Origin of the sequence: Moorena sp. SIO3B2 (genome assembly GCF_010692525.1) — a bacterium.
GTDB classification, from domain to species: Bacteria; Cyanobacteriota; Cyanobacteriia; order Cyanobacteriales; family Coleofasciculaceae; genus Moorena; species Moorena producens.
In genome coordinates this window covers 67,754-80,756 of sequence record NZ_JAAHHE010000011.1, presented here as the reverse complement: position 1 = coordinate 80,756, position 13,003 = coordinate 67,754, and the positions used below count along the sequence as shown (strand labels likewise).

General features: G+C 43.4%; 12 protein-coding genes. 2 read left to right on the top strand and 10 right to left on the bottom strand.

Annotated elements, in window-relative coordinates:
- Nucleotides 1-404: 404 nt before the first annotated feature.
- The 4 genes from dnaB to gloB all read right to left on the bottom strand — a co-directional run bounded on the left by dnaB (nt 405) and on the right by gloB (nt 4,140).
- A complete protein-coding gene (dnaB, locus tag F6K38_RS04830) occupies nt 405-1,751 on the bottom strand; it encodes a replicative DNA helicase (protein WP_287312317.1) in 1,347 nt (448 codons plus the stop codon).
- A gap of 273 nt (nt 1,752-2,024) precedes the next feature.
- Nucleotides 2,025-2,483 (bottom strand): 50S ribosomal protein L9, encoded by a 459-nt coding sequence (gene rplI / locus F6K38_RS04825; RefSeq protein WP_008180021.1) that lies wholly within the window; start codon nt 2,481-2,483, stop codon nt 2,025-2,027.
- 213 nt (nt 2,484-2,696) lie between these two features.
- The gene (locus F6K38_RS04820; protein WP_008180019.1) at nt 2,697-3,242 is read right to left on the bottom strand and encodes an EF-hand domain-containing protein; all 546 of its coding nucleotides are present in this window, start codon (nt 3,240-3,242) and stop codon (nt 2,697-2,699) included.
- A 124-nt stretch (nt 3,243-3,366) separates the two neighbouring features.
- On the bottom strand, nt 3,367-4,140 hold the full coding sequence (gloB, locus tag F6K38_RS04815) for a hydroxyacylglutathione hydrolase (protein WP_287256190.1): 774 nt from the start codon (nt 4,138-4,140) through the stop codon (nt 3,367-3,369).
- Between the two features lie 871 nt (nt 4,141-5,011).
- Here gloB and F6K38_RS04810 point away from each other — a divergent pair.
- On the top strand, nt 5,012-6,250 hold the full coding sequence (locus F6K38_RS04810) for an HhoA/HhoB/HtrA family serine endopeptidase (RefSeq protein WP_008180013.1): 1,239 nt from the start codon (nt 5,012-5,014) through the stop codon (nt 6,248-6,250).
- A 144-nt stretch (nt 6,251-6,394) separates the two neighbouring features.
- On the opposite strand, the gene F6K38_RS04805 is transcribed toward F6K38_RS04810, so the two are convergent.
- The 4 genes from F6K38_RS04805 to F6K38_RS04790 all read right to left on the bottom strand — a co-directional run bounded on the left by F6K38_RS04805 (nt 6,395) and on the right by F6K38_RS04790 (nt 10,374).
- On the bottom strand, nt 6,395-7,588 hold the full coding sequence (locus F6K38_RS04805; protein ID WP_008180010.1) for an FG-GAP repeat domain-containing protein: 1,194 nt from the start codon (nt 7,586-7,588) through the stop codon (nt 6,395-6,397).
- 255 nt (nt 7,589-7,843) lie between these two features.
- Nucleotides 7,844-8,035, bottom strand: a complete 192-nt coding sequence (locus F6K38_RS04800; protein WP_287356190.1) for a hypothetical protein — start codon at nt 8,033-8,035, stop codon at nt 7,844-7,846.
- A gap of 853 nt (nt 8,036-8,888) precedes the next feature.
- Complete coding sequence (locus tag F6K38_RS04795) at nt 8,889-9,614, bottom strand: glycoside hydrolase family 24 protein (RefSeq protein WP_081431898.1); 726 nt, start codon at nt 9,612-9,614, stop codon at nt 8,889-8,891.
- A 100-nt stretch (nt 9,615-9,714) separates the two neighbouring features.
- Nucleotides 9,715-10,374, bottom strand: coding sequence for an NAD(P)H-binding protein (locus F6K38_RS04790; protein WP_287251655.1), 660 nt, complete (start codon nt 10,372-10,374; stop codon nt 9,715-9,717).
- 512 nt (nt 10,375-10,886) lie between these two features.
- On the opposite strand from F6K38_RS04790, the gene F6K38_RS04785 reads away from it, so the two are divergent.
- On the top strand, nt 10,887-11,609 hold the full coding sequence (locus F6K38_RS04785) for a DUF1997 domain-containing protein (protein ID WP_287251656.1): 723 nt from the start codon (nt 10,887-10,889) through the stop codon (nt 11,607-11,609).
- A gap of 172 nt (nt 11,610-11,781) precedes the next feature.
- Here F6K38_RS04785 and F6K38_RS04780 read toward each other — a convergent pair whose 3' ends face one another.
- Both F6K38_RS04780 and F6K38_RS04775 read right to left on the bottom strand, forming a co-directional pair.
- A complete protein-coding gene (locus F6K38_RS04780; RefSeq protein WP_008179999.1) occupies nt 11,782-12,246 on the bottom strand; it encodes a DUF4079 domain-containing protein in 465 nt (154 codons plus the stop codon).
- Nucleotides 12,247-12,462: 216 nt separating this feature from the next.
- Nucleotides 12,463-12,963 (bottom strand): peptidoglycan-binding domain-containing protein, encoded by a 501-nt coding sequence (locus F6K38_RS04775; protein ID WP_287251657.1) that lies wholly within the window; start codon nt 12,961-12,963, stop codon nt 12,463-12,465.
- Nucleotides 12,964-13,003: the final 40 nt, after the last annotated feature.

Here is a 13,003-nt window from a genome sequence, read left to right as displayed (position 1 = left end):
TAAACAGAATAACACTAGAAATAGCATCGCCTTTTTGTTACAAAATATTAATAAAACCTGGGTACAAAACTAAAGTTCAGAACTCAATCATTCGATTAAATAGTATTTGATTAAATCTATGTCCTGTAAATAACGTTAGATAAAATAAAGTTAATTTTTGACCTATAATAATTCCAAAATAACCCTCAGTGTAAGCATTCAGCCGTGAGCTTTGGCTCACGCTACGCGAACAGCGGTCAGCAGTCAGCTTTTCATAACTCAGATTAAACTTTTGCTTACTTGTTTGATTCAAAAGTTCCGTAGCTTCCTAATCGCCCATAAGCACATCAAGTAGCACCTCAATTAGCGCATTAGCTGATGGCTGATGGCTGATAGCTGAATGCTTACGCCTCAGTTGTGGTAGGTTACACTCTTTGATTTGCCATATTCAGGAACTTGGTTAACCCAGGTTTAAAGATAAGTTTCACCGTTCCTGTCGGACCATTACGATTTTTAACAATGATGACTTCTGCCGTATCTCCATCGGGTGAATCTGGATTATAATAGGAATCTCTATAAAGCATCATGATTAAATCCGAGTCCTGCTCAATGGAACCCGATTCTCTCAAATCCGACATCATTGGTCGTTTGTTGGTGCGAGACTCCACAGCTCGACTTAACTGAGACAGAGCAACCACTGGGACTTTCAGTTCCCGAGCTAATCCTTTGAGAGAGCGAGTAATCCGAGACAACTCCTGAACTCGATTTTCACTACCACTGCCTTCCATTAACTGTAAGTAATCGATTAAAATTAATCCCAACTGGCTCCCTTGGGCTGCTTGAAGACGACGAGCATGCGATCGCATTTGCATCACAGTCTGGTTAGCGGTATCATCAATATAAATAGGCAACTCTGATAACACACCGATTGCTTCGCTCAAGGGTGCCCACTGATTTTGAGCAATGCGCCCAGCTCTCAAAAAGTTACTGTCAATTTTCGCTTCACTAGCTAACAACCGCTGCACTAGTTGTTCTCTTGACATTTCCAAGCTAAAAATCGCCACTGGCATTTTTTCAGCTACGTTACGAGCAATTCCTAACGCTAAGCTAGTTTTTCCCATGGATGGTCTACCAGCAATGATAATTAAGTCAGACGGACTTAACCCCCCAATTTGGGCATCCAAATCATAGAAGTCTGATGGAATACCAGGCAAATCAATACCCTGATTCCGATTTTCTATATCTTGGAAGGTCTGGACTAGGGTTTCAGAAATCGCGATTAGACCTTGCTGAGGACGCAATTGGGTGAGGCTGAAAATTTTCTGTTCCGCTTGGTCAAGGACTGTTTCCAATTCCAAGGATGTCTCATAACCCAACTTAAAAATCTCGTTACCGGCTTCGATTAGCTGACGGCGCAGATACTTGTCCATCACTAACTTAGCGAACCTGTCAATATTGACCGCTGAAACCGTTTGTTCAACTAGCTGAGCTAACTTAGCTTGACCCCCAACTTTCTCTAATAAGTCATTGTCATAAAGCCAGGTAGTAACACTCATCAAATCCGTCGGTTTACCCTGGCTATAAAGTAATAAAGCAGCTTCGTAAATGGTTTGGTGAATCCGGACGTAGAAAGCTTTTGAATTCAGGAAATCAGCAATTCGACCCATGGCTTCCGGGTCTAATAAAATGCCTCCGATAATAGACTCTTCGGCATCAATATTTTGGGGTGGTATAGAGTTCCCAAACGCTGAAAAATCTTGTTTTTGAGTCATAGCAAACTAGTCTATTAAAGTTCAGGGTAAAGGTCAGCTATTAGCTATCAGCTATTAGCATTAAGCTATCAGCTATCAGCTATCAGCTTAATGCTAATGCGCTATGTCACAGGCTAGAAGCCTGTGCCACGCTATTTGAGGTGCTATTAGCTTATGCCCTACGCGCAACTAATACAACCTGAACAAATTAAGCACCTGTTGTTTAATTTACAGTTGACAGGATGATACAATCAACAGTCAAGTGTCAACAAACTAAACAAACTATTAATTAACTTATTTGGGAACAACATGAATTTCTACAGTAGCTGTAACTTCTGGATGAAGCTTAATTTCTGCATTATAGAAACCAAGTTGACTAATCTCAGGTAGGGTAATACCTCGGCGGTCTATTTCTTTGCCCGTAGACTCTTGGATTGCATCTGCCAAGTCTTGGCTAGTAACAGTACCGAAGATAGCATTATCTTCACCCAACTGCTTCGAGATAGTAAAGCGGTTAATAGTTTGTAGAGCAGTCTTCATCGACTCAGCTTGTTGCTTGATTTCGAGGATACGCTGCCGTTCTTGCTCTCTGCGCCGCTCAACTTGCTTGAGAACACCAGAGGTGGCCCTAACTGCAATTCCTTGGGGAATGAGATAATTGCGAGCATAGCCCGGAGCTACCTCTACCAGATCACCGTCTTTTCCAAGTTTGTGAACGTCTTTGCTTAAAACGACTTGTACACGTTGTGCCATAGTGTTTAGTTTCGGTTATAGTTTAGCGTGAATGATAATGCTTCGACAAACATTCCATATTACGACAATTTGTAAGCGATCGCAACTTAGTGCTGATTGCGGATTGCTGATTGCTGAGGGCTGAGGGCTGAATACTGAGGGCTCCGTGTCAATTAAAACACTTATTAAACCATTTCGGGGATGACATATCCGCCAATAGGCAAACCTAAATCATCAGTAGGAACCGAAAATCCAGTTTCCCGGAGCCTCTGGATCCTGACTGTAATAGAATTCGGTAACTAGATCTAATATCTCTTGTTTGTCAATGTAACCATCATTGTTCTGATCGAAGCGTCCAAAAATTTCTTCAATTTGACTGTCGTCAATACCGTAAGCCTTAAAAAACTGTCGGTATTCTTCCAGAGTAACTTTATCGTCTTTATCAGAATCCAATAGGTAAATAATCCCTGCCGCTTTAGCATTGACTACTGCTTCGTTACCGTCGGTGTCACTCAGTACATTTTCATGATAAGTCAACCACTCATCCAAGGTCACTTGCTGGTCTTGATTTTCGTCGGTAAATTTTTGCACGCCATTCCAAATCCTCATGTAAATAGCAAGAAGATTGTCATAGTCTGGCGAGCCCGGTGTCCAACCCCTGATGGCAGCAAGGTTATCAGTAATCCGTTCAAAATCGGCTTGGGTTAAAAAACCGTTTGTTTGCTGATCGTACACGTTAAACAACTGGGTCAATTTTCTTTGCTGCAATTCGCTAAGCATGGTTTTTTTCTATTGCTCAATTGGATTAACTAAATTTATTAACTCAACCTTGATTATAGTCCAACTAATAAAGGAGCATATCCTCAAGGAAATATGTCCCTTGATCAAGGCTTTATCAATAATCTTAGAATCGGTCTTTCATCTCCCGTAACCGTGCAAATGTCTTAACGGGTTCTTTTGCTTGAACAGCCGACTGTAGGGCAGGCTCTTCCCAACGTAAAAATGGATTGGTGTGCTTTTCAACCCCTAACTGGGAGGGTACCGTTGCCTCTTTACGATGACGCGCCTCTTGGACTTGGGCAAATCTCCCTTGTAAGTCCGGGTTTTCACCATCGACACTCAGGGCAAATTGGAGATTTTTTAAGGTGTACTCATGAGCACACCATACTCGTGTATTATCTGGTAAATCCCTTAGCTTGCCTAGGGATTCTACCATTTGGCTTGCTGTTCCTTCAAATAGTCTGCCACAACCCCCCGCAAATAGGGTGTCGCCACAGAAGAGTTCACCGGTTTCACCAGAGACTACTGGGGGAAAGTAGTAGGCAATATGTCCTCTGGTGTGTCCAGGAACGAACAAGACTTCACCAAGGCGATCACCAAACTCGACGCGATCGCATTCTTCTAAAAACACCTGTTGACCAGGAATCCGACCCCGGTCTTCAGCTCCCCCATATACACAGACATCGGGAAACTGCTGGATCAACTGTCGATTTCCCCCCACATGATCCATGTGATGGTGAGTGTTGAAAATAGCCACTAAGTCCGCATCCATTTCTTTCAGACACTGTATCACCGGTTTAGCCTCGGCTGGATCAACAACAGCAGCAATATTCTGCTTGGGGTCGTGTAATAAGAAGATATAGTTGTCAGAAAGGGCTGGAAGTCGATGAATCTGCATAATAATAGTTTAACACCATCTGTTTAATTTACATGTGTTTAATTTACATGTCTTTAATTTACATGTGTTTAACTTACACTTTATAGTTTTTATTTTTTGAGCAACAACAGATGCTAGGTATATTATACCTTACCTACTAAATTTTTAGTATTATGGATTGCTTGAGCAATTTACAAACTATTTTTAACCCTTATTCAACCTACTATTCAATAGTGAAATGTTGGTAAAAATCCAACAACTTTCGTTTACATGCTCCGAATTTTAATGCTCCGAAGTTACCCTTGACCACAATTCCTAGGTAATCAGTAATCGGTAATCAGTAATAGTTTCAGTAATAGTTAGCGAATCACCAATCACCCATTATCCATTACCAAATCACGCTAAGGTAGCATTTCTGACACTATTTCATCTTAGAAGTGTATAGATGTTCGGTTAACCCATCACAGATTGGTAGTATTGTCAACCTCCATGACTAGGGGAATGCGCTAGACTAATAATCATATTGGATAGGGACTATTTCTGCCTCGTTGCCCCTATGGTATAGCCCCCGAAGCGAAGGGTGGCTTCCCTTGCTAATTGTATTGCCAATTGTATTCAGGTCCCGACCCTCAATAATTTTAATCTAAGTTAAACACTGCTCTCACAGAAAATTAACAGAACATGTCTAGATTAAATTATAGGACTTACACCGCTAACCCACTTTATTAACCTAATTACAACGATTTCAGCCTTTGATTAATAATAATCTTGGTGCGTAAATCATCAATTAATCAAAGCCCAGTTATTGCTGACACTGATTCAAAACCAATATCAAGCCCACTGCCTCCCAGTCGAAATACCAGTCGATCTACCCTTTTGTCAACAGAATCTTATGCTATTAGACCATCAAACCCCCAAATCTAATCACACCACCCGTAATCCGTTAAAAAAAGCAGGAACTTATGTGTCACTGTTGTTACTGGGAGCAGGGTTAGGCTTTTCCGGCGGTTATGTAGCATTACGTAACTCTGTTCCAGAATCCACATCCCCTCAAGCAATTGTCCCTCAGAACAAAACAGCTAGGCTTCCAGGCACTAAACCTGTAGTTACTCAAAATCCCAACTTTATCACCAATGTGGTAGAACAAGTTGGACCAGCAGTGGTGCGGATTAACGCTTCTAGAACCGTCACCAGTAGAGTCCCAGATACTTTTAGAAACCCGATGTTCCGGGAATTTTTTAGGTTACCATTTCCCGATGTACCCCAAGAGCGAGTTGAACAGGGTACCGGTTCAGGTTTCATTATCGATACCGATGGTTATATTCTCACCAATGCCCATGTAGTCGATAGTGCGGATACTGTTAATGTAATCCTCAAAGATGGTCGCCAATTTAAAGGGACGGTAGTGGGAAGCGATCCCTTGACAGATGTAGCCGTGATCCAGATTGAGGCAGAAAACTTACCTACCGTTGCTCTCGGTGATTCTGATCAACTCACCCCAGGAGAATGGGCGATCGCAATTGGTAATCCCCTTGGTTTAGATAGTACTGTAACCACTGGCATCATTAGTGCTACCGGTCGTTCTAGCTCTCAAGTCGGTGTTCCCGATAAGCGAGTGGAATTTATCCAAACCGATGCTGCCATTAACCCCGGTAATTCTGGCGGACCCCTGCTCAATGCCTCCGGTGAAGTGATTGGCATGAACACAGCCATTATTCGGGGTGCTCAAGGATTAGGATTTGCCGTTCCCATTAATACGGTGGAAGGAATTGCTGAGCAACTGATTGTTGAGGGTAAAGTAGAACATCCTTACTTGGGCATCCAGATGGTAACCTTAACCCCAGAAGTTAAACAACAGATCAACAGTAATCCCAATGCTGGATTGATGGTTGATGAAGAAAAAGGGGTATTGATTGCCAAAGTAATAGCTAATTCCCCAGCTGCCAAAGCAGGATTGCGTGCGGGTGATGTGATCCGCAAAATCAATGATCAGCCGGTCAAAGATGCAACAGAAGTTCAGAAGTCTGTGGCTAAAACGAAAGTAGGCAGTGATTTAATCCTAGAGTTGCGCCGCAATCAACGAGATACTAAATTGACCGTGCGACCTGGTGCTTTTCCCACTGGTAAGTAGTAGTTAAGTAGTAGTTGAAACGATTAATATCAAGTTCAGTTAATCCCTTTAATTATCGGGCTTTGAATCACATTAGCATTCAGCTGTCTGCTGAATGCTAATTGCTTATTGAATCACTAATGAATAATTAACCAGACTGGCATATTAAACATAGCTTTGCCACTCGTCCCCTGTTAAGGACTCGGTGGCAACTGCCTGCTGTAGCCCCGTTTCATTCATTAGCCAGATCCCATTTTGTCCGTCAGAGCCATTACGCAACAGGATATCGTCAAAACCATTATCGTCAAAGTCCATAGTACCACGAATTTCCCAATCACCGCTGATTGGTGCTGAGTCAATGAACACTGACTCTACATACTCAGTACCATCCATCCGCCAGTAGTAGATCTCTTGGTTTTGAGTATTGCGCCACAGAATATCCGCGTCACCATCATTATCTAAATCTCCAGCACCTTGCATCTCCCATAGACCGTCTTCTGGTAGCAGCAAATTCTCACCATTACTCTGCCTGGTAATCAACACTCCCTGATCCAGCTCCGTGCCATTCATCAACCAAACCGCATTTTCTCCGGTATTGGTATTACGCCAGAGAATATCTTCTTCTCCATCACTGTCGAAATCTCCCGTGCCACGGATTTCCCAGTTGAGGTCTGATACCTGGGTGCTAGATGCTCCGCTTTTGAACTCAAAGCCTTCCATTAACCAGAAGCCAACATCTCCGGTATCGGTATTACGCCAGATAATATCCTTTTGCTCATCGCCGTCAAAGTCTCCAGCACCACGCATCTCCCAGGGACTGTCAGCTGGTTCCGATTGAATCGGATTTGACTGATCCAAGTTGGTGCCATCCATGATCCAGGCACGATTGTCTCCAGTCTCGGAATTACGCCAAAAAATATCCGCAGAAGGGACATTGAGTGCATTGAATTCAATGAAGTCAATTCGGGTAAATTCGTCGCCATCAGAAGTACCGTTAATTGTGATCAGGTCTCCATTTTCGATGAATATGCTATTGCTAATCTGTTGATTGACGAAAGCAGCAGCATTAGCGGCAATACCAGCACCATCAGGGGGGTCATTGAGAGTTAAGGTTGGCAATTCGGTATCGCCAATAGTGATATCTATGGTGCTATCCCCATCAGTCTCATCAAAGTAGCCCAGCCTTACTTCGTAGTTACCAGTAGCTAGGTCAAAGGTTCTGGTAGCAGTACCAGAGGGGAAACTAGTATCACTTCCAGCGTCAAATAGGCTGATGACTGAATTACCCTCAGCATCGCTATTATTAGCAATTACAAAATTCGTTAGATTGGGAAAGCTTTCAGCTTGAATTTTTACCATAATTTTTCTTTACTTAAAAATAATACTCTGTCGCTTTTGACTAGTTATACTGGTTGACTGACAAAAGTCAGGATAATCTTACCTAGTCTGCTTTTCAGTCTTTACTAGGGATTCACCATCATAAGGTTACCCATTCAATCTTTCATGACTTTATCCTTTGCTCAGGATAATTTTGTCAGTCAATCAGCTTGTTTCTATGATGGGAGGCTTAGTTATGGTTCAACAGTACCCTTAAGGGTACTTTTTGATAATTTATTACGTCAAAAAATATTCTATATAGCAATTATCATAGCTATGAGGTACACAATTTCGGGATTTTAGGGAATAGGGAATAGGGAATAGGGAATAGGGAATAGGGAACAGCGGATCTGGGAATAGGGAATAGGGAATAGGGAATAGGGAATAGGGAATAGGGAATAGGGAATAGGGAATAGCGATGCGCTGCATCAAGAGGTGCGACCCGTGGCGAATTTAATAATTAGATGCGGAAAGCGCACCTAACAGGGAATCAACGTCAAAGAAGACTGTACATCATAATTGCGAGGAACGCTATAAATAGGAATGTAAATAATTTAAATTCAATAATTTAGCTATGTATAAATAATCGAGATATAGCGGTTTTAAATGGGGTGAAGTACATAATTTTTGGAAACAGGCAACAGGCAACAGGCAACAGGCAACAGAGAATAGGGGTAAGCATTCAGCCGTCAGCTATCAGCTATCAGCGTGTCGCGTATCAGCTTATGGGCTACAGATGGTGCTATAGCAGAAGTCAGAAGTCCTTTGTCAGAAGTCCTTTGTCAGAAGTCAAACTCTTGCGCTTCTTGATGCAGTCGCTCATGGGGGAAACCCCCAAGACCGTAATGGTGCGCTTGACCTTGGCGAATTAAATTCGCCACGGGTCGCACCTCTGCATCGCTTACAAAGGGTGTGAGACTTTTGTCATGTCCTAACTGCCCTGGCGACTGCTATACTTGAGGTGATGCGCGAATAAGCGATGCAGCAAGGGAACAGGGGATTTCCCCCACTCGCGCTTGGGATCTTGACAACAGGTAACCATTTGTTTAATCTGAGTTACGGAAAGCACCTCAAGCAGCTTGAGCCTTGGCCGTTGGCCACGCTACTTGAGGTGCTCACGGCTGACGGCTGATAGCTGAATGCTTACGAATAGGGAATAGCGATGCATCGCTACCTCCTACTCCCTAAAATCCAGGACGAAAGTACCTCACCAAATTAATAAATGCTATAAAATGCTATAAAATTGCTAATTGCCTGCAAGCCTGCAAGTATGCATCAATGATTAGCGGTTTAGTTCTTCCTCAATCATCCGTTCATAAACCTTTGGCAAGTGCTTACTCATGCTATTCGTTTCTATGCCATAACCTAGACTAGTCCAAGTACCAGACAGCCGCCGCAAAACTTTATCTAAATTTCCTTGCCGCAATTCTTTGGGAATATCCATCCCCCAGGCTCTACTATCCTTGAGCCAATCGTGAACCACAGCATCCTGGAAGTGTGCCTCAAAGCTATACTGCTTCCAAAACAAAAAGCCTGAGGGTCTGGGGTGATAGCTTTGTGCCTTTGCTTTCCAGGTGATATCAAGGAACTGATACCGTCCCGCCGCTGTGCTACATTTTCCAACATTAGGACCAGCGACTATGGGAACACATATTTCAGGATGACGCCTTAAATCAGAAACGTGTTGACCCCCATAGATAATCGTGTAGGGTTGGGGGTCATTAGCTTCACTAGCGGTGATAGTACGCATTAGGGCGCGAATGTAAGGATCTCCCCCCCTCATCACTAAGGGAGGGGTGCCGTGAATACTGGTAGGATAATCAGATAGCGTACGCTCAACCGGGTAGTAAGCCCATCTATTAAAAACATGTCTGAGATAAATCCCCAATAATAAGCTCACTATCGCTAAGGCTGAAATATTGTAAAATAAGCCTTTGAGTGTAAATTTATAGGAAGTATTTGGAAATCCTCTTAACTTTCCGTACTTCTGCCGGGGTGATGAAGACACTCAGTTGACTAATCCTTACTAGTGTTAATAGTGTGAACTTAATAGTGTTCACAAAATGCGATTGACCGAACGTCACGCTACGCGAACGCTCAACACTCCCTCAACCTACGTCAGCAAATAGCTGTTCCCAGCTGTGATCGGGAGCTTCTGCTGAGCTAACCACTTCTACTATTTTATTCCGAGCTTCCGGTTCCGACAGCGCCTCAACACAAACTTCTGCTACTTTGGTGCGAGGTATGCTACCTTCAAATAGAGTATCTGCGCCAGACATGACCATCGGCTCTGAGTTGTCTTCGTTTCTGAGACCACCTGGTCGCACAATAGTGTAAGTCAAGCCACTTTTTTGGATATATTCCTCTGCTTGCTTCTTCCAGACCAGAATCAGCCAGAATAGGTTGAGGGGATGAAAAAACTGGGACACACAGAGGGAAGAAACCAATACAAAGTGTTCTACCCCTTTTTCCTTAGCACCATCTACTAAATTTTTAGTCCCTTCGTAATCCACCTTGTAGGGTGCGGTTGGGTCAAAGCTAGGGCGAGCCTCACTGGCGCACAGCACTACAGTACTATCTGCGATCGCGGCACGGATACTCTCGGGTTTGAGCACATCCCCCACCACTAATTCTGCTGCTGGTGGTAATGTTTCTTGAGCGTACTCTAGATTTCGCACTAAAGCCCGTACAGGAATATCACGCAAAACGAGTTCCTGTACAATCCGCTTTCCTGTTTCTCCTGTTGCTCCAGCTACACATGCTTTCATAGCAATTTCCGTACAATTCACCTAGTAGCTTAGCTAGTTTACCAGTTATTCTGAGTGAAAATTAAACTAGGCCATTCAATCGAGAATTATTGGATTTTGTCTTGATGCAATAGCGAGTGGGGGAAACCACGGCAGTCGCTCATGGGGGAGACCCCCAAGACCGCGCTGCCTCCCCAAGACCGCGCTGCATCGCTTCCGTAAACCCCAACCTCTCGGTTGTATAAGTTTCATGATCATGTGTTCTTCGCTTTCTGGGTCGATCTAATTAAAACCTGCTATAGTCAGTGATCTAATAACTGATCTAATAACTGATCTCGCATCACCAGAAACCCAGCTAGATCAGTCCCCCAAACTTTACACTTGTTTACATAGCTCAACTTGTTTGTGTCCGACTCCTGATTAACTCAGCCAGAGGAGTAGGATAAGCAAGAGCGACCCATGGACATTTCTCAACTAGGCTCTCAACTAGTTTCTGAACTAGTCACAAGGCAATCAAATGAAGAGGATGATGTATGCGATCGCATTTTATTAACCATCAGTCAATTGAGGCAAAACAGGTGGATTTGAATACTCCTGCTATAAAGGCCGACACTGACCCTATTGTTCCATCAGCGTCTTACTCAGGTAGTGAGCCGACTCGGTTTCAGTGTCATTTTCAAGACTGTATGGAGATGTATGCTTCAGCTGAGCAAGTAAGTGCCTATCTAAATACTCACCAGGATTGGTTTTGTCGCTGCGCTCATCCGATGAAAGTAGAACTGCTCACAGACAATGGCTATATTTTGACCATTGGTAGCTTTGGCGCATTTGGCTATAAGGTTGAACCAAAAATCGGTTTGGAATTGCTACCTCAAGACGAAAATTCCTATCAGATTCGGACAATCCCCATCCCGAATCACGTCAGTCCAGGCTATGAGCTTGATTTCCAGGCATCTCAGAGCTTAGTAGAAGTACCAGCAAGGGAATATTTTCAAGAGCATCAGCTGGAATCGCAGTCCATACCATCAGCGATAACCCGCGTGGAGTGGCATCTTGACCTCAGTGTTGACATGTGGTTTCCCAAGGCAATTCGGAAACTACCTCAGTCCTTGATTCAACGCACAGGCAACGGAATTTTGCAGCAAGTTGTCCGTCAAGTTTCCCGGCGTTTAACCCACAAGGTGCAGGAAGACTTTCATAACAGTAATGGTCTACCTATACCGAAGCAATCACAGCAGCGGCAAAATCTACGGTAATATTTACTCTAAGGGTTGATAGATCAGCTATCAGCTATCAGCCCAATGCTTAGAGCTTAGCTTGGACACCTAAACTAAAAGCAACGAAAAGCTAAGTTTAAGTTTGCATATTTAAACTCTACAACCATCCTAGGGCGGGTACAATACCACGCCCCTAGGTAAATCAAATCATCTACGGATTGCTAAGAATCTTCTGAACAATTTGCATACCGGTGATGGCTTGCCAGCTGAATAGTCCCAAGAGTGCAACATTCAGGACGATGTGACTATAGCGAGCCCAAGCTTGACCTTTCTGCATTAATGGTGTTAGAGAGGCAGAGGTAGCAATAATTCCGGTCATGCCTAAACCAGCCAGCAAATGGGGTCCAAAAAACAACTTGCCATTGTTAATGTAGGTTACTGCCATACCTCCGATTGTACCCAGTACCATCATTGCTAGCAACGCTGAACCCACAAGATGGTGCTTAACATTATATTGACCCTTAACTAGCGCTTTCTTTTCGTCACCTTCCGCCGTTCTAGTCTTTTGGATTTTCAAACCCAGATAAAGAGCATAGAAGGCTGCCGCTAGCAGCACCCACATCAGTAAGGGGTGGAAGAATTGAGACCAAAATTTAACAGACTCTGGCAGGTTCATAATGTTATGTCAATTTTCAGGAGCTTCATGAAAATTAACATAACATAGTTGCCGTTATTAATTCTAATGTGCTATGTACTAAGTTGAACAAGATGGTAGTATAGCTGCTCACTCCCTCACCAGTTCAAAGGATAATATCTTTGATTGATTGCAACTTGGTATCAATCCTTGAGGACAGGACTAACGCACTAAGAGAAATCGCCTAATAGACATCGCCTAATAGACATAGCGAGGCATATCGCTCAAGGCGTTCCAGGTGTGTTCACTAACTACACCATTGCCTAGCAAACCCCTGTCGAGTTGGAAGCGTTGCACTGCTTCGAGTGTCAGGGAAGCGAAGATGCCATCAATCTTACCGGTATAGTAGTCACTAATCCAAAGTACTTCTTGGACTGTTTTGACAGCCTCACCAAAACTACCAGGACGTAGAATCGGCATATTGACCGGAGCACCACCCAGAAGAGCTTGCCAGGTCTTTTGGTCTACAATACCAGTTGCTCTGAGAAATACCTTTTGCTGGTAGCCTTGCACAGCATATTCAATCTCTGTGTCAAAGATACCATCTAATGGACCAAAGTAATATCCCCGGTGAGCCAAGATACTTTGTAATTCTACCACATAAAGACCAATGAACCCTAGATAAAGGGTGTGCTTTCTGAGCCAAGCAGTGACACAAGCACTGGTCTGGGAGGTTTCCAAATTAATCAAAGCTGTCATGCTAGATTTCCCTGATGAAATTTTTCCTGGCATTCTTCAT